At 65.2% G+C, this 18,275-nt stretch carries 12 protein-coding genes and 1 pseudogene; 5 read left to right on the forward strand and 8 right to left on the reverse strand.

The genetic code is table 11. The features are described from left to right. Positions 1-400 precede the first annotated feature (400 nt). The 3 genes from AC1DYX_RS14990 to xth all read right to left on the reverse strand — a co-directional run bounded on the left by AC1DYX_RS14990 (position 401) and on the right by xth (position 7,193). The gene (locus AC1DYX_RS14990) at positions 401-1,006 is read right to left on the reverse strand and encodes an NF038129 family PEP-CTERM protein (protein WP_477260087.1); all 606 of its coding nucleotides are present in this window, start codon (positions 1,004-1,006) and stop codon (positions 401-403) included. A gap of 10 nt (positions 1,007-1,016) precedes the next feature. Further along, positions 1,017-5,735: a discoidin domain-containing protein gene (locus AC1DYX_RS14995; protein ID WP_477260089.1), complete on the reverse strand. Its 4,719-nt coding sequence runs from the start codon at positions 5,733-5,735 to the stop codon at positions 1,017-1,019. 651 nt (positions 5,736-6,386) lie between these two features. After that, the gene (gene xth, locus AC1DYX_RS15000; RefSeq protein WP_477260091.1) at positions 6,387-7,193 is read right to left on the reverse strand and encodes an exodeoxyribonuclease III; all 807 of its coding nucleotides are present in this window, start codon (positions 7,191-7,193) and stop codon (positions 6,387-6,389) included. Between the two features lie 870 nt (positions 7,194-8,063). On the opposite strand from xth, the gene AC1DYX_RS15005 reads away from it, so the two are divergent. Next, positions 8,064-8,876, forward strand: coding sequence for a hypothetical protein (locus AC1DYX_RS15005; protein ID WP_477260093.1), 813 nt, complete (start codon positions 8,064-8,066; stop codon positions 8,874-8,876). A 13-nt stretch (positions 8,877-8,889) separates the two neighbouring features. On the opposite strand, the gene AC1DYX_RS15010 is transcribed toward AC1DYX_RS15005, so the two are convergent. The 3 genes from AC1DYX_RS15010 to AC1DYX_RS15020 form a co-directional block, all read right to left on the reverse strand. Further along, on the reverse strand, positions 8,890-9,129 hold the full coding sequence (locus AC1DYX_RS15010) for a cupin domain-containing protein (RefSeq protein WP_477260095.1): 240 nt from the start codon (positions 9,127-9,129) through the stop codon (positions 8,890-8,892). 107 nt (positions 9,130-9,236) lie between these two features. Further along, positions 9,237-12,074, reverse strand: coding sequence for a M16 family metallopeptidase (locus tag AC1DYX_RS15015; protein WP_477260098.1), 2,838 nt, complete (start codon positions 12,072-12,074; stop codon positions 9,237-9,239). Positions 12,075-12,219: 145 nt separating this feature from the next. Further along, positions 12,220-12,594, reverse strand: a complete 375-nt coding sequence (locus tag AC1DYX_RS15020) for a group III truncated hemoglobin (RefSeq protein WP_477260100.1) — start codon at positions 12,592-12,594, stop codon at positions 12,220-12,222. Positions 12,595-12,771: 177 nt separating this feature from the next. Here AC1DYX_RS15020 and AC1DYX_RS15025 point away from each other — a divergent pair, with 177 nt between their 5' ends. From AC1DYX_RS15025 to AC1DYX_RS15035, 3 genes are all read left to right on the forward strand, one after another. After that, on the forward strand, positions 12,772-14,484 hold the full coding sequence (locus tag AC1DYX_RS15025) for a serine hydrolase domain-containing protein (protein WP_477260102.1): 1,713 nt from the start codon (positions 12,772-12,774) through the stop codon (positions 14,482-14,484). Positions 14,485-14,772: 288 nt separating this feature from the next. Further along, the gene (locus AC1DYX_RS15030; RefSeq protein WP_477260104.1) at positions 14,773-15,705 is read left to right on the forward strand and encodes a PLP-dependent cysteine synthase family protein; all 933 of its coding nucleotides are present in this window, start codon (positions 14,773-14,775) and stop codon (positions 15,703-15,705) included. Between the two features lie 13 nt (positions 15,706-15,718). Beyond that, entirely contained in the window at positions 15,719-16,264 is a 546-nt protein-coding gene (locus AC1DYX_RS15035; protein ID WP_477260106.1) for a hypothetical protein, read from the forward strand. Here the strand turns inward: AC1DYX_RS15035 and AC1DYX_RS15040 are convergent. Beyond that, on the reverse strand, positions 16,261-16,527 hold the full coding sequence (locus AC1DYX_RS15040) for a cupin domain-containing protein (RefSeq protein ID WP_477260109.1): 267 nt from the start codon (positions 16,525-16,527) through the stop codon (positions 16,261-16,263). The two genes, AC1DYX_RS15035 and AC1DYX_RS15040, sit on opposite strands and share 4 nt — an antisense overlap. A 73-nt stretch (positions 16,528-16,600) precedes the next feature. Further along, a complete protein-coding gene (locus AC1DYX_RS15045) occupies positions 16,601-17,971 on the reverse strand; it encodes an amino acid permease (protein WP_477260111.1) in 1,371 nt (456 codons plus the stop codon). Between the two features lie 104 nt (positions 17,972-18,075). On the opposite strand from AC1DYX_RS15045, the pseudogene AC1DYX_RS15050 reads away from it, so the two are divergent. Further along, positions 18,076-18,275: pseudogene (locus tag AC1DYX_RS15050) on the forward strand (RNA-guided endonuclease InsQ/TnpB family protein); the annotation flags it as partial.

Here is an 18,275-nt window from a genome sequence, read left to right on the forward strand (position 1 = left end):
GAGCCAGCGTCGCCGCGATGGCGGCCGAAACCGCGACGCTCATGACGCGTTTGCGCGCCACTGCAAATCTTGTTGTTCTCATCTCTGTCCCCTCATTGAAAACCTCGGTTTAGCGTTGCTGTTACCGTTAACAATCGGCTCACGATTCGCGGGGCGCGGCAGCGCTGACACGTACCCCGAACGATTGCATCGAATGTTTTTAATCGATGAAGTGCATCTGAAGCCAAGACATATCGACTGACGCGTCGCGAATTCTCCTCCAGTCGCGAGGGGGCGCCGTCATACCCGCCTTTGTCCGGAGGTGCTATCGGGACACTAGCTCGGTTGGGCCGGCCGTAGCCGAAAGGAGCCGCCGGAGGCGTTGGCCACCGGCGGCATGACTTTGCACGTTACGACGCGCTCAGGCCGGGCGTGCGGCCCGGCCGCGCATTGCCAGCATCGCCAGCACGGCCACCGCCATCAAGGCCGCCGTCGACGGTTCCGCGACCGGCGTCACGTTGCCCAGCGGGGCAGGGGGCGCGGCCACGAAGATCTGCTGTCCAAGTGGCGCATCCGGCTGCAGCATGAAGTTGCCCAGATCCCCGTCGACGCCCAGGTAGTGCGTTGCATCGAACAGCGACCAGCCGAACGTGGTGCCGGTGTTGCCGGTTGCCATCGCGAAGCTGACGTCGAAACTGAACTTCCCGCCGAGCTGGATCGCCTGGACCAGTTCACTGCCGCCGCCGGCATTGCCGAATACGTAGGCGCCCGGTGCCCCGGCCGTGACCGATCCCAGCAGGTCCGGCGCGCCGTCCAGCGCACCTTCCAGATGAATCACGGTGGCAGTTGCATCGGCGGCGCCGGCCAGTCCCAGGAAATACAGGTCCAGCCACGCGGGGCCCGTCCCCAGCGATGTGGTGTCCACGTCGACGTGGTAGTAGAGCGGCGTGGCCGCCGCCTGCCCGCAGGCGACGATCGTTGCTGCGGCCAGTGCCAGGTTGGCGAGGAAGTGCTTGTAGTTGAACATGGTGTCACCTTTATTTCATGCTGAAGAGCAGCGGGGTATAGCCGATGCCGACTTTCGAGGGGTTGGAGAACGTGGTGGTCAGCGTGACGCTCTGGCCCGGCGCCAGGTCGGTGACGGGCAGCGCGACATAGGGCACGCCATCCTTCACGCCCGTCTGGTTGTCCAGCGTGACGCCGGCGGGCAAGCCTTGCAGCCGGAACTGCAGCGGTCCGGTCAGCGTCTGGCCACCCGGGTTCGTGATTGTCACGGTGCCGGTGTACTTGTTGGTGAAGCGGTTGAACGTCAGACCCGAACGGGAGATCGCCGCGAACGCCGTGACGTTGACCGATTTGTCGATCGTCACCGTGACCGCGTGCGGCTGTTCGGTGTTACCCGCCCAGTCCGTACTCCAGTAGCTCACCGTGTGCGTGCCGCTGGTCGTGAGCGTGACCGCGTTGCCCTTCTGCTGCGCGCCGCCGTCGACCGTGTACCAGGTCGCCGCCAGACCCGAGCCGCCCTGGTCCGTCGCGCTCAACGTGACGGTCGCGTCGGTGGTGACGGTCCCCTGCGGGGCCGCGGCCGTCGTGACGGGCGCGGTGGTGTCCACGCCGTGCAGCCAGCCGTGCAGGCGAATTTCCCTCATGGTGCCGAACCACGCGTTCGGGTTATAGACGCGGATATAGCGGTAGGGCGCCGGGCTGTTCACCGGCAGCGTTTGCCAATCGGCGGTCGACTTCGCCGCTGGCGTCAGCGTGGTCCAGTTGGCATTGTCGTTCGAGCCCTGGAACACGAGCCCGTTGACGCGCGTGAAGTACTGGTCCTGGCTGCCGATGACTTCGGTGCTCGTCAGGCTGACCTGGTTGCCTTGCTTGAAGTCGAAAACCACCCAGGCACCCGTGCCCGATCCGCCGGAGCCGTTACGGAAGTCCGAACCGGTGGTCAGGTTCGCGTCGAACAACGTCTTCACGACCGACAGCGTCGTGGCCGCGTTGCGGTTCGTGGTCGAATCGATCAGCGTCGCGATCGTCGGCACGTTCTGGATGAGGTCGCTTTCATCGACCAGGTTCAGCGAGCTGGCGTCCGTCGTCTGGGTGACTTCGTAGCCGGTCTTGCCGTCCTGGGTGACGTAGTCGATGGCGAACTTCACTGGACCCGGCTGCGTGCCCTGGGGCAGGGTGGCGGTGGCCGTGTAGGTGATGTTGTCCGTGGTGCTGATGGCCGCGGGCAGTCCATCGATCGTCGCCGTCACGTTACTGAGCGCTTCCTTGCCCGTGAAACTCAGCTTCACGGTATTGCCCGGTACGATCCGGTTGCGCAGCGCCTGCGGCGAGGTGAGCGACGCAGTGGCGATGCGGTTCGTCGACGCGGTCGCGCCATACAGGCGCACCTCGGCCACGTTCCCGWACCCGTTCGTGGGATTGGTCATGCGGATGTAGCGGTACGGCGTCGGATCGGTGATCGTCAGGCTCTGCCAGTCCGCTGTATTCGCGGCGGAGGTCGAGATCGTTGTCCACGTCGCATTGTCGTTCGAACCCTGGAACATGGTGCCGGTCGTGCGACCGGTGAACTTGGGGTCCTGGAGGGCGATGAGATCGACCCGGGACAGCGCGACGGTACCGCCGCCCCGGAAGTCGAACTCGAGCCAGCCATTGCTCCCGGCGCCGTTCAGGCGCAGGTCCGTCGCCGACGCCAGGTTGCTGTCGAACAGGCGGTTGGCGTTCGTGACCACATCGGTCGCATTGCGGCCGTTGGAATCCGTCAGGGTCGCGATGTCGAGCACGTTACCGATGTAATTCTTCTGGTCCGCGATGAACAGGTTCGTGGAATCGGTCGAGAATATCACCGGTTCCGCGTCCACCCCGGCGGCGGTCTTGTAGTTGACCAGGAATTTCACCGGCCCGGKCGTGGTGGTGGGCTKGACGASCAGTGTCGCCGTCCAGTTCAGATTATCCGTGGTGGTCAGGGTGGCAGGCTCGCCCTGGATCATGGCGGTCACATTGTTGATCGGTTCCGAGGACTGGAAAGCCACCTTGATCGTATTGCCGGGTATGACGCGGTTCTTCAGTGCCTGGTCCGACGTCACCGACACGCTGTTCAGTTTGTTGACCGTTTCGTAACGGGTGCCGAAGAGACGGAATTCGCTCATTTCGAGGATGTTGTACGACGAGATCAGGTGAAACATGGAGATCTTGAAGAACCGGTAGCGCTGGTTGCGCTGGTCCTCCTGCACGTTCAGCGTCTGCAGGTCCTCGGTCGCAATCGTCTCGTCGGGCGTGATCCGCGTCCAGTTCTGGAGGTCGTTGGAAGCAAAGACGGTCGTGCCGCCGATGCGTTCCGGGAAGCTGCCGGGCGGCTGGACCTGGAACGCGCTCGCCGCCACCTTGAAGCTCGGGCCGAAGTCCAGCGTTTGCGTGTGATTGCTGTCCACGGCCGTGGTGAACGGGATGTTGGTGCCGGTATTGTTGTCGATCCCGTTGGYGGCATAGCCGCCGAAGTTCGTCACCAAATTCGTCTTGAAGAACAGGTTGGTGTAGTTCATGCTGCCGTCCGGCAGCAGCGGAGTCAGTTCCTGGAGCCCGGAGACCGCGCCACGCAACGTCGCCAGCTTCTGGAAGTAGGCGGTGTCCGTGCTCGACCCGATCGTGTYCTGCATGTCCGCGTAGGCGGCCTGGTAGGCGTCCCTGGTCGACGTGACGTACAGCGTGTCCGGCTTGAACGGCGCGTTGACGGTCGATACCGTCGACTGCCGGTCGGCACCCACGACGACGGTGACCCGCTTGGTGGTCACGGTGGTCCCGTCCGAGGCCTCGGCCACGAGTGTGTATGTGCCGGCCTGGGTCGGCATCCACGAGAATGCGCCCGTGCTGGTGTCGAACGACGCACCTTGCGGCAGGTTGTCCATGTTGTAGGTCACCACGTCGCCCGCAGCCGGGTCGGTGGCCGACAGGTCGACCGTCGTCGGGACGGTGGCGCCGGCATACGTGTACAAAGTCACGTCGCCGCTGCCGGACTTGAAGACCGGTGGGCTCAGCAGGGTGCTGGACTGGATATTGACGTGGTCGATGTCGACGGTGGTACCGTTGCCGGTGATTTTGAGCGGCAGGAAGTCGGGCATGTCCCTCTGCATCACCACGTAGCGCCACTGGCCGTGCGTGTTCGGCAACGCGATCGGATTGCCGTTGACGTCCAGCATGGCCTGGCCATTGGTCCGGATGCGGAAGCCGATGGACGTGGCGGGGGTGCCGTAACTTAACACGACATAGCGCGAGCCTTCCGGCGTGGCCGTGCTGCGTACGAAGCCGGTCGAGCCTTCGGTCTGCGCAACCGAATTGGCGTCGTACGCCGTGAAGCGGTCTTCCACTTCGCGATAYGGATCGACATCGGGGATGACCTGGTATTTGTTGCCCTCCGCTTCGGCGGCCTTGGGAATCGCCAGCCAGTAATCGCCGCCGCCATCGGCGCTGTCCCAGGCGTAGAACCTGCGCTTGGCGTAGATCGAAGTGTAGTTCGGGGCGAGCTGTTCCAGGTCCATGCCGCGGACATACTTATAGTAATAGAACGCTTCCCACGTGTTCTGGGTCAGGCGGCCGCGATACCCATTCGCCACGTTCCGATACAGCCCCCGGACGCTGCCATCCGGGTTGACACTCATGGCGACGGGCACCCACGGGATGTCGTAACCGATCATATATTTGCCGAACAGATCATGGACGGCGAACAGACGGTCGTCGAGGAATTCGTAGGGGCCGACGGCGTTCGCCTCGGTCGAAGGCGTACCCGTCACCGGATCGACCTTCGTGTCCTGCGCCATCATCAGCCGGGCCAGGATCTCCGCGTTGGTCAGGTCGCCGGCGCCGTGGGCCTGGTCGCGGCCCATTTCGACGTGCTGGATCTGCGGCGTAATCTCTTCGCCGGTGAGGTCGTTGTGCGTCACCATGCGGAACAGTTGCCTGATCGAACCGGTCCACGCGGGGTCCGGTGCATCCTTGTTGACGGTGAACCACTCGACCGCCTGGTCGTACCCTTCGCGATCGCCCATGAAGATCGAACCGGACATCTTCGCGATGGTCGTGTAAAACTGCTGGTTCATGAACCGGCAGTTGCAGTTGTTGAAGGTCTGGATCACCGGCACGACGAGGTTGGCCGAGAACTTCTGGGTGTCCTCATCCGTCCACTCGAGCGCCGGATCCTGGGTGCTGGTATAGCGGATGATTTCCGCCGCGCCCGTCATCCGTTGCAGCGGAATGCCGGTGTGGATGTGCGAGTCGGTGTAATACGCGTACCTGGACGGATCCATCTGCTCCCACAGGCGGATGATCTGCATGACCTTGGCCCGATAGACCGGATCGCCGGTCACGTAGTAGAGGATTGCCTGGGTGTAGGCTGTCTGGGCGTCCGTCTTGAAAATGCCCTCGTCGCCCCCCGAAGCAATGCCGAAGATRCGCGGCTTTGTCGGGTCGGAACTATTGATGTTCGAAACGCCGCGCGTGCGCGAAGCGTTGGCCGACTGGAGCATCATGTTGAAGTGGGTATACCAGGGCTCCTTCTTCGCCAGGACCTGGGCGCGCATGTTTTCCAGCTGCGCCTTCGTGAAGCCGACGCCGGGATGCTTGAACCCGCTTGCATCGATCGATTCACTGATGACGGGCTGGTAGCTGGTCACCATGGTATCGATAGGATCCGCCATGGCGATCCGGGCCGGCAGCGGAGCCAGCGTCGCCGCGATGGCGGCCGAAACCGCGACGCTCATGACGCGTTTGCGCGCCACTGCAAATCTTGTTGTTCTCATCTCTGTCCCCTCATTGAAAACCTCGCTTTATTGTTTCTGGTAACGTTAACATACGTCGGACGAGCAGTAAGACGCGGCAGCGCTGACGCGTAACCCGACCGGGGCATGAATTGTTTTTAATCTACGAAGTACATCTGACGCCAAACCATATCGAATGGCACCCACCGACTTCCCCGTGCGGGCCGGAGATGCGCGACCGTACAACTGGGCGACTGGCCGACGAATCGGCACCGATGCACGCGGGCGGTACGTTATCGATACCATACAATTGTAGACCTATTTACGTCGGAGTTACACGAATTCTTGCATTAATTAATTTGGGTGGATGTGTTAATGCAAATTAACTACATGGTCGGGCGCCTGGTACGGCCGGATTGGCCGTGATCCCAGTGGATCAGCCGCCATGCGCGGCGCGAAGAGGGGGGCGTAGGTCGAAGCGGGGCACTGCAGCCGGCGGGTGCGCCCGCACAGCTTCAATGGGCGGTAGCGCCTGCGCAGCCCGCTTCGTCCGCGGTGGCAGGCCTGGACAGCGGCACCGACATCAGCCAGCCGCGCAGGTTGCGGATCAGCGCGTGGCCGCAGAGTTAGCGATCCGCCGGCTTCACGAACATCTCATCTGTTGGCCTCGGGATACCAGGCCAGTTTCGGCCAGTCCAGCTCGACCCACGTCGGCGCATGGTCGCTGGGCTTTTCGCGCCCGCGCACGTCGCGGTCGACGCCGGCGGCCTTCAGCTTCGGCGCCAGAGCCGGGCTCAGCAGCAAGTGGTCGATGCGCAGGCCGGCATTGCGGCCGTACGCGTCACGGAAATAATCCCAGAACGTATAGATGACCTCGCCCGGATGCATCGCGCGCAACGCATCCGTCCAGCCCTGGTCGAGCAGGCGCTGGTACGCGGCGCGGGTCTCCGGGCGGAACAGGGCGTCGTCGAGCCAGCGCTCGGGCTTGTACACGTCCAGTTCGGTCGGCATCACGTTGTAGTCGCCGGCAATGACGACCGGCGCGCGCGCGTCGATCAGTTCCTGCGCGCGCAGGCGCAGGCGTTCGAACCAGCGCAGCTTGTATTCGAACTTCGGCCCCGGCGCCGGGTTGCCGTTCGGCAGGTACAAGCAGGCGACGAGGATGCCGTTCACGGCCGCCTCGATGTAACGGCTCTGTTCGTCGTTCGGGTCGCCCGGCAGCCCGCGCTGCAGTTCCTGCGGCTCCGTTCCCCGCGCGAGGATCGCAACGCCATTCCAGCTTTTCTGGCCGTGCCAGACCGGGCAATAGCCGGCCGCGCGGATCTCCATCTCCGGGAATTTTTCCTGCGGCGCTTTCAATTCCTGCAGGCAGGCGACGTCCGGCCTGGTTTCGTCCAGCCATTGCAACAGGGCGGGCAGGCGGCTGTTGATCCCGTTGACGTTGAAGGTGGCGATGCGCATGGGGGCTTTCGTGGGTTGACGTTACTGATATTGTCGCCCGAGAACGGCCGGGATAGCCGCACGATGAGGTTAAGTAGTTTAACTACTCCATGTGCGCTTCACGAGCCGCTTGGCCGACGGTCGCCTGGAATAAGGGATTGCACCCGAAACGGGCGCCGCCGCGACACCGACCGCGCGCACGTTTGACCTGACGGTGCATAATATCGCAGTCCGTCCGCGCGCCGTGCAGGCCGGCGGCAAGGCGCGCGCGTACCGCTGGGATGCGAAGAAGCGGCTGCTGGAAGTCACTCTGCCGGCTGTGCGCTCGGCACCGTTGCAGGTCGCCGTGACGTTGTGGCAGGGGTGCAGCTCGTGCGCACGGGCAACGGCGCACGATCCTCCGGTGCAGGCGCGCTCCGCGCCCGGACGGGATTCGCTACACTGCCAATCTTGCACAGCGGATTTGCGCACTGCACCATGAAGACCCAACTGTTTCTAGACCTCCAGGAGAGTGGCTCGGCTCCCACGCCGCCGCAGCCACCGACACCTGCGTCCGCGCCACCCGCGCGAGCTACGCTACCCACGCCACCCGAGGCACGCAATGCCCCGGACGATGCCGCCGTGCCGCGGCGACGGCCTGCAGTCTGGCAGGGCCCGGGCGCGCACAGCGGGGACAGGGACGCGGCAATGCAGCGGGCCGACGCCGGCACCATGCAGCGTGGGCCGGACACGGCGGCCCGCGGACTCGGCGTCGCGATCGAGTCCTGGGCCGATCGCGCGGCACGGTCCCGGCCCGCAGCGCCGCCCGCGCCACCGGCAATGACTGCGCCGCCATCGCCCGGGAGGGCGGCGCGCCACGACGCCCTCCCTCGGCCACCGGCACCGGAACCCGTGGCGATCCGCGCGCCCGCCGCTGCGCCCCCCGATCCGGAAGACTATCTCCGGCCCGAAGCGCCTCCTCGGCCGCGGATCGACGCCGGTCCGGTCGCGCGCCCCGAACCGTTTACCGACGACGTCACGATCCCGCGTGCACCGAGCGCCGCCGACGAGGCCGATTGGCTCGCGACACGCCTGAGCGCGGAAATTGCGCAACCCAGGGCGCCGGCCAGGAACGCGTTCTGGAAGCGCCGTCTCGCCGTATGGAGCATTGCCGGCGGCCTGGTCGCGGGTGTGGCGGCGGGCGGTCTGTGGCTGTATAAGGAAACCCGGGGCGTCGGCGCGCCCGTCGTTGTCGCGAAAACAGCGCCGGCCGGCACGGCGCCAGCGGCCGCGGGGAGTGGCGCGCAGGCGTCTGCCGCGCCCGAAGCCGCGACTCGTGTCCCGCAGCCGGCCGCCGCGGCGGACATCGTCCGACCGCTGCCGGACGTGGCGACAGCGGCGCCCGTCCCGGTGGCGCCGGCGCCTGACGCCGCCGCCGACCGGACCGTCAAGACCGTCGACACCGCGACTGCTCATGCGGCCGACGTCGCGCCGCCGAAACGCGCGCCACGGCAGGCGGTGACGGCAGACAAGCGGCCGGCACCAAAGACGCCCCGCGCGCGGACCCACGATACGCCGCCCCCGGCGCGGGTGGCCGCAGAACCGTCTGCGCGCCAGCGCCGCGAAGAATTGCTGATGCAATGCCGGGCGCACGGCTATGACGAGCGCCGGTGCTTCCAGCGCGCGTGTACGATGACGCGCTACGGGCTCGTATGCAGGGGATGAGCCCGGCCGGGCATCAGTGGTGGTCGCGCTGCTTTTCGTATTCGTCCGCTTCGGCCTTGGTGGCGTGCGCGATGCCATCCGGATGCTCGGGCGGCGTATAGAGCGTGTACAGGCGCATCGGCTCGCTGTCCGACGTGTTGATGACGTTGTGTTCGGTGCCCGCCGGGATGACGACGGCGACGCCGTCTTGGAGGGCGTGTCGCTCGCCGTCGAGGATCGCGATGCCCTGGCCCGCCGCATCGTGGCCGGCCATCCTGACGTCGCGATCGTGTTCGCGTCCGGATACGGCAACCTGGTGGCGGGGTCGACGACCAGGTAAGGCCGCCGGCCCCGTGCGATCCGATGCCGTGACGGTGGCGCTTACTTGCTGGCCACCTTGGTCGGCTGCGCGGCGGTTTCCGGCTTCTGCACGACCTGGACGTAATTGTCCTTGTCAAGATAGCGCTGCGCGGTGGCGCGCAGATCGGCCACCGTCAGTTTCTCGCCCTCGGCCAGGGCCGTCAGCATGGCCGAGGCCGGCGTGCCGTCCAGCAGCGAGCCCTGCAGTTGAGTGATCCAATGCTCATTCTCGTGCAACTGCTGCTCATGCCGCTGGCGCCAGTTGGCCTTCACCTTGTCCAGCTCGGCCTGGGTCGGGCCATCCTTGCGGATGCTGTCGATTTCCGCGAACATTGCARCCACGACCTGGTCGGCCTTGTCCGGCGCGGTCGGCAGTACCAGGTCGACGCTGTAGTGCTCGTAGGGAATGCGCTCGACGTTGCCGCGGACCTCGCCCGCATAGATCAGCCCGCGCTTTTCGCGCAGGGCGGCGATGACGCGCAGGTTCAGCACTTCGACCAGGGCGTTCATGCGCTGCATCTCGGCGGGTGACCAGGCAGCCGGCCCGGTGAATTCCAGCCATACGATACTTTTCGGTTCGATGCCGACCTGGATCTCTTTCTTGACGACGCCGGTCACTGGACGCAGGCCGACGTCGCGGTAGCCCACGTGCAGGTCGGGTGTCGGCAACGTGCCGAGATAGGCGGCGACGAGCGGTTTGATTGCCTCCGGGTCGAAATCGCCGACGAGAATAAAGATGAGGTCCTTCGCGCTGGCGAAGCGCTGGCGGTACAGGGCGATGCTGCGGTCCAGGTCGAACCGCTCCAGTTGTGCTGGATCGAGCGGCAGCGTCTTGTACGGGTTCGGCGCGAACGTGGCGTCGATGGTGGCGTCGAGGAGGCGCGCGTTCGGTATTGCCTGGAGATTGTGCAGGTTCTGGGCCAGGGCGCCCTTCAGCTTCGTGTACACGGTTTCGTCGCGCCGCACGCCGTCGAAGCGCAGCCACAGCATCTGGAGCATGGTTTCGAGATCCTCGGCACCGCTGCCCGAACGGCCGTTGATTTCATCCATGTATTGGCTGAGACCGACGCGCAGTTCGGCATTGCGGCCCGTCAGTACCGTCGGCAGGTCGAGCGGCGCAATATCTTTCACCCCCATCGACATGACCAACAGGCCGGCGTTGAGGGCGTTCGTCTGGTCCTGCGCATCGAACAGGGTCGTGCCGCCAAAGCGCCGCGCACTCAGCAGCACCTGGTCCTTGCGGAAGCCGGAGGGCTTGAGGAGGACCTGCACGCCGTTCGAAAGCGTCAGGCGCGTCAGGCCGAGGGTCTCGTCGCGGGTCTCGGCGGTGATCCGGCCTGGCGTGGCTGGGCGTTCCATCAACTGTTGCGCGAGCGATTTCTCGACGCGGGGCGTCATCTGGGCATGCGCGCCTGCATCGGCGCTGGCCAGCAATTGCTCGGCCGTAGGAGGCGGACCGGCCTTCTTGTTGCCGATGGAGACGACCAGCCGGCCGGCGCCCTGCGGGAACGCCTTGCGCGCGGCGGCGTTGACCTCCTCCAGGGTGATCGTGGGTACCATTTCCTGGACCAGGCGGTACTTGGCTTCGGCGCCGGGAATCGGAGCGCCGGTCATGAAATTCTGCAGGTAATCTTTCGCGAACTCGGCCGAGTCGGTCGTCGTCCGTTCCTTGAACATCTTCTCCGTCCCGCTCAACATACTCTTCCGAGCACGGCCCAGTTCGGCATCGGAGAATCCGAACTGGCGCACCCGTTGCAGTTCCTCTTCCAGGGCCTGGACCGACTGGACGGCACTACCCTCGCCGAGTACGGCGATTGCAATGAACTCCCGTTGGCGCGCATTCAGGGGCTGCTGGGATCCGGCAGCAATGCGGGGTGGATTCGGCTGGCGCACAAGCTCGAGCAGGCGCGCGTTCAGCATGTGGCTGAGGAGGTCGTCGACCAACTCGGCGTGAAGGTCGCCGTAGCTGCCGTGGGCCGGCTCGGGCCGGGCCGGGTAGTGCACATGCACTTCGTTCACCGGCAACTCGTCATCGGTGAATACGAATGCTTCGCTGGCCTTGCGCGCGGTGGTCTCCGGGTACGTGCGGATACGCTCGTGGGCCGGGTTCTTCAGCTTGGCGAAATGGGCCTTGACGAGCCGCTCGGCTTCGACGGGCTCGATGTCGCCGACGACGATCACGGCCATCAGGTCCGGCCGGTACCAGTCGCGGTAGAAGCGGCGCAGGGCCTCCGGCTTCGCGTTGCGGATCACGTCTTCCTGGCCGATCGGCAGGCGCAGCGCGTAGCGCGAGTTGTTGTACTGCATGGGCATCAGCGCCTTCAGCGCCCGCAGCTGAGCAGTATTGCGCAGGCGCGCTTCCTCCAGGATGATCGCACGTTCCTTGTCGATGTCATCCGCGTTCAGCGTGACGCCGTGGGCCCAGTCTTCCAGCACCGTGAACGCGGTGGCGACGTTCTCCTTGCGGTCGGTCGGCACGGGCAGGGTGTAGACCGTCTGGTCAGGGAGCGTATAAGCATTCAGGTCGGCGACGAACTTCACGCCGATCGATTCCAGGTACGACACCAGTTCATGCTTCCTGAAATGCGTCGAGCCGTTGAACGCCAGGTGTTCGACCATGTGCGCCAGACCCTGCTGGTCGTCGTCCTCGAGCACCGAACCGGCCTTGACGACGAGCCGCAACTCGACCCGGTGTTCGGGCTTGGCGTTGCGCTGGATGTAATAGGTGAGGCCATTCGCCAGCTTGCCGACCTTGACTTGCGGCCCGACGGGAATCGGGGCGTTCAGGTCGACGGCGGCATGGGCGGATATCGTGGTCGCCACCGCGGCGAACAGCGTGGCGCGAAACAGGGAAAGCATCCGGACATCCTTTCGAATCTTTTTCAGGAAACATAGATTACCAAAAGGAAATGCCGTATAAATACACGGATTATCACTGCCATACCATTCTCGCCGAACCGCTGCTGGCCGCCGTGACGGAGCAGGACGAGGCCGCGCGCCGCGCCTAGACGCGGATATCGCCGAAAAACCCCAGTTGCAGGCTCGAGGCGATGCGCTGGGCCACCTGGATCGGCTCGTTCGCGCCCTCGGTGCCGAACACCTCGATGGCGGTCATCCTGAACAGCGTGAGCCAGCGCACGAAGTGTTCGGTCCCGATCCCCGACAGCGCCATGTGCGCGTCGTACACATTCCCCTGGAACTCGCCGGTCCCGAGCAGAATCTTCGTCCAGAACGCAACCATCCGCGGCATGTGCTCGTGCCAGTGCCCGGCCAGCTTCGCTTCGAAGACGGGGCCGAGCACGGCGTCGTCGCGTACGCGTGCATAAAACGAGTCGACCAGCTGGACGATCGACGATTCGGTGATGGYGGGGGAGGGCATGCTGAACTTCTCTAAGAAAGCCTCATTCTAGCGCACTGTAGACTCGGCCTGCACCGGTCGTGCGGCTTCATTGCCATTGGATGGCATTCCGAACTACCGAGACATGGAAAAGAATCCTTCCATTTCGGGGAGGAATGTTGTTCAATATCCGGCATATCGACAACCATGGACGACATCATGAAACGGATCGCATTGCTCGTGGCCTTGCTGGCCGCTTTACCCCTGACCGGAACGGCGGACGCAGCTTCAAAGGTGGCCGCGAACGCCGCCCGGTCGCCGGAACGGCAGGTCGACGTGCTGTTCGCCAGGTGGAACCGGCCAGGCATGCCGGGGGCCGTTGTCGCGGTCATTCGTGATGGCAAAGTGGTGCTGAGCAAAGGCTACGGACTGGCCGACATCGAGCACGGCGTGCCGATGTCGCCGGCGACCGAGGTCGTCATCGGCTCAATGTCCAAGCAGTTCACCGCGTTTGCGATCCACCTGCTGGCGCAGGACGGCAAGCTGTCGCTCGACGACGATRTCCGCACCTACCTGGCGGACGTGCCGGACTTCGGCAAGACGATCACGATCCGCCACCTGTTGCACCACACGAGCGGACTGCGCGACTATTTCGAGCTGATGTTCATGGCCGGCCTGCGCGGGGACGACGTGATCGACGAAGGCACGGCGCTGGCCCTGATCGGCCGCCAGCGCGCGTTGAACTTCGAACCCGGGCAGGAATGGGCGTACAGCAACACCGGGTATCTGCTGCTCGGCCGGATCGTGCAGCGGGTCTCCGGGAAGCCGCTGCCGGAGTTCGCGCGCGAACGCATCTTCGCGCCGCTCGGCATGACGCACACGGCGTTCCAGCCCGAGTACGGGAGCCTCGTGCCGGGACGCGCGCTGCCGTACCAGCCATCGGAGCGGGGCGGCTACAAATCCGTCGCCGTGAGCGTGGCCACGGTCGGTGACGGCGGCGTGCTGACAACGGTGGGCGACTTGGCCCTGTGGGACCGCAATTTCTACGATGGACGTGTCGGCGGCATGGGTGTGGTCAAGCGGATGCAGGTCACCGGCGTGCTCAATGACGGCAAGCCGATCGAGTACGCATCCGGCCTGTTTGTCGAGACCTACCGCGGCTTGCGGAGGGTCGAACACAGCGGTGCGATCGCAGGTTACAGCGCCCAACTGTGGCGGTTTCCCGATCAGCGCCTGTCGGTGATCGTGCTCGCCAACACGTCCGACATGAACACGTTCCGGATGGTGGGCGGCATCGCCGACATCTACCTCGCTGGCGCACCCGGCATACAGCCGGCGGCACCGGCGGCGCCCGAGCAGGCATTCAGGGCAACCGGGACAGATCCGGCGCGCCTCGATGCGCTGGCCGGATACTACGCGACGTCGCCCGAAACCGGCGTCATGTTCACGAAGGAGGATGGCCGGCTGATGGCGCTGGGCACTGGCTTTCCGAAAATTCCAGTGTACGCGTACGGCGAGCGCGCCTTCTTCGCGCGGTCGACGGATGCGCAGTTCACCTTCGACGCGCCGGRCAAGGACGGCTTCGCCGCAGGCGGCACCCTGCACGTGGGCGGACGGGACATTCCGGCAAAGCGTATCGCGCGTCCAGTGCCGTCCGATGCAGAGCTGCGGCGGTACGAAGGCGATTTCTACAGCGACGAGCTGCACGTGCTGTATTCGGTCACCGCCAGGGACGGCGACCTCGTGCTGACCTACCCACGGGGCACGGTCACGCTCGGATTCAATCCGCGCGGTGAGTATGCCACCGGGTTCGGCGACCTCAGGTACCAGTGCAGCGCCGGAGAACGCTGCACCGGTTTCACGATGGGCGACTGGAGGGCGCGCAACCTGCAGTTCGCGCGGGTTGCGCTGCAGGGGGCGAGCACGAGGTAACGGCAAGGATGACTTCGCGGTGCCGAGCCGCAACCCGGCCCGGTGCCCGGGCTCGGCGTTGCGCTGGATGTCGTCGGCTCGACAGGAATCCCGGCGTTCAAGTCGATGGCGGCGTCGGCGGTCAGCCCAGTGTAAAGTTCGCTTAGGCTATTGTTCACACTATTGGGCAGCGGGAATGTCTTGCCGGAACTGGTCTTGGCCGGTTAAGGTAACCATGCCGGTAGCGCACGGTTCAAGCCGACGCCAGGAAAGAAATGCTTGTGCTACGCTTTCTTTGAGGAAATTTCAATGAAAAGGAGCGGCGTGAAAAATCAGGTGAAATCCTCCGTGATGGACGCGATCGGCAACACGCCCGTCGTCAGGCTCGGCCGGGTCTTTCCCGGTGTCGACGTGGTGGCGAAGCTCGAATTCATGAACCCCGGCGGCAGCATCAAGGATCGCATGGTGCGCTACATGCTGAACCACATGCCGGCCGGGACGACGCGCGTCGTCGAAGGCTCGTCCGGCAACACGGGGGCGGCACTTGCGATGGCCAGTGCCGTTCTGGGCCTGCAATGCGATGTGACCTTGCCGCAGACCACCAGTATCGAAAAGGTCAAGCGCATCCGCGCCTACGGGGCCGAGGTGCATCTGTGCCCACTGGACGACGGCGGCGGTTGCGCCTGCAGCTACCAGGCCGTGGCCGAGCACCTCGCAGAGGGCGAGCATGTCCATTTCCTCGACCAGTACCGCTCGGCGTTGAACCGCGAAGCCCATTACCGCGACACGGGCCCGGAACTGTGGCAGCAACTGGCCGGCGAGATCGACGTATTCGTCTGCGGCATCGGCTCCGGCGGCACGATCTCCGGCATCGGCCGCTACCTGAAGGAGCAGAAGCCCGGCCTGACCGTGATCGGCGTCGAACCGCGCAATTCGTCCTACCGCAAGCTCGTCACGGACACGCCCGCCGCCGGTCCGTTCGCCACTATCGTCGAGGGCGTGGGCAAGCGGCAGCCGTCGCGCAGCTTCGACGCGGCTGTCGTGGACGACGTCGTGCAGGTCGACGACGACGACGCCGTGAACTGGTGCCGGCGGCTGGCGACGGAGGAGGGGATCCTGGCCGGCGGTTCGAGCGGTTGCGTCACGGCCGGCATCGCGCAACTGGCGCCGCGGCTCGGGGGAGCGCGCGTGGCAACCGTGTTCCCGGACTCCGGCGTGTACTATCTGTCGAAGTATTTCTGAATCCGGATCCGTCGTGACCGACCTCATCGCCCTGCTCGGTGCCCGCATCCCCGCCAACCTGGCGCCGTTCATGCTGGCCAACGTCACCGCACCCGCCGTGCGTGGACTGCCGCACGGCCCGGACTGCATCGCGCGCCGCCTCGGCTGCCCCTGTGGCAGTTGGGAACTGAAACTGCGTACCGCATGCCGGCGCGAGCGCCGCGGGCTGTTCGGCCGCAAGACGGTGGCGGCGCCCGTCGCGCCCGTGTTCGCAGCCTGTCCCGTGTGCGGGCGCGACGTGCTGCTGTTCGATCCGGCGCAGCATGGCTGGGATGGCCGCCATGGCGACGGCATACGTCCGACCGCGGACGACGAAGCCTGGTTCGGCTTCGCTGCCGGCGAGGTCATCGTGAGTTATTCATACCGCGCCGAGGACGAATACCGCACCATGCTGGCCGATGGTTGCCCCGATCCGCAGGACTGGTTCGACTGCTTTGCCATCGTGTTCCGCGCGCCCGACGCCCAGCCGGTGCTCGTGCTGTCCCAGGTGTGTGCGCGGCGCAAGGCGACGCGCGTCTAGCGCCGGCCGGACAGGTATTCCACGCCGTCCGGGCCGTAGCTCTCGCGATGCGGCTCGTCGCGCCGCACGTGGAACACGTCGCCCGCGCGATAAATCTTGATCTCGCCGCCCGCGTGGACGCGGATCTCGCCTTTCAGGATCAACGCCTTCGCTTCGAACGGGTGGGCGTGGTCGTCGAGGCGGCCATTCGGTGCGCGCTGGACGAGGACCGGTTCGGCATAGCCTTCCGCGCGCAGGGTGTCGAGGAATTCCTGTTGTTCCATGCTTTGCTCGCTAGTCGTGACTGGACGAGTGTAACGCGAATGGCGGCACCGATGGCGTACGGAAAAGGCGAGCTCAGGAAGCGGCGCGAGCCACGCGCGTGCGCCGGCCTTCCGCCACCCGGTAGCCGATGGCCAGCACGGCGAGCCAGGCCGGGATCATCCACACGGACACGCGCAGTTCCGGTGTCGCAACCATGATCGCGACGATGCCGGCCAGATAGACGAGGCAGACCCAGTTCGTCAGCGGATAAAGCGGGCTCGGGAAGGCCGTCGCCGCGCCCGCCGCCCGCCTGGCGGCGCGGAAGCGCAGGTGGCTGTAGCTGATCATGGCCCAGTTGATCAGCATGCCCGCGACGGCGAGTCCCATCAGCAAGCCCAGCGCCTTGCCGGGCACGGCATAGTTGACGCCCACGCACAGCGCGGTGGCGACGGCCGACACGGCCAGCGACGCCAGCGGCACGCCGCGCTCGTTCACGCGCAGCAGCGAACGCGGCGCATGGCCCTGCACGGCGAGGCCGTACAGCATGCGGCTGTTCGAGTACACGCAGCTGTTGTAGACGGACAGCGCGGCCGTGAGCACCACGACGTTCAGCACGTGCGCCACGACGCCGGCGTCCAGCGCCTTGAAGATCAGCACGAACGGGCTGGCGCCGGGCACGATCTGGTCCCACGGATACAGCGACAGCAGCACCGCCAGCGCGCCGACGTAGAACACGAGGATGCGCCACAGGGTCTGGTTCGTCGCACGCGGAATCGAATGCGCGGGGTCGGCCGCCTCGGCCGCCGTGATGCCGATGACTTCCAGCCCGCCGAACGAAAACATGATGATGGCCATGGACATGACCAGCCCCTCGATGCCGTGCGCGAAAAAGCCGCCGTGCGTCCACAGGTTCGCGACGGACGCCTGCGGCCCGGCGCCGCCGCTGGCGAGCAGGAATACGCCGTAGACGATCATCGCGACGATGGCCGCCACCTTGATCACGGAAAACCAGAACTCGCTCTCGCCGAATGCGCGCACATTGATCAGGCTGATGCCGTTGGCGAGCACGAAGCAGCCCAGCGCCGACACCCACGTGGGCACGCCTGGAAACCAGTACTGCACATAAATGCCGACGGCGGACAGTTCCGCCATGCTGACGAGCACGTACAACACCCAGTAATTCCAGCCGGAGACGAAGCCGGCGAAACGGCCGCAATACTTGTCGGCGAAATGGCCGAACGAGCCCGCGACCGGTTCGTCGACCATCATCTCGGACAGCTGGCGCATGATCAGGAAGGCGATCAGGCCGGCGATCGCGTAGCCGAGCAGCACGGATGGACCGGCCAGCCGGACGGTTTCCGCGACGCCGAGGAACAGGCCGGTACCGATGGCACCGCCGAGGGCCATCAGCTGGATGTGCCGGCTCTTGAGGCCGCGGTGGAGTTGGGTGTGGTCGTGGGCCATGGCGTCCATTTTCATCAGGTACTCTTCAGGGCGGGAAGGAAAGGAGCCGATTGCGCAGCAATCGATGCCTTTCGGTTGCGAAAAGCGCTGCGTATAATCACAGCATGATTCTTGTTTATCGTTACCGCGTGAAATCCCTTAACGGGCTGCTCAACAGGCAGTCGCATGCATGTAACGTTGTCTGGAATTACTGCAATGATCGGCAAAAGGATGCGCTGCGTTTTGGCCGCCCCTGGCTGTCGGGTTTCGACCTGAACAAGCTGACGACCGGCAGCAGCAAGGAACTGGGCTTGCACTCCGGGAC

Source organism: Massilia sp. P2_C2, assembly GCF_056404615.1.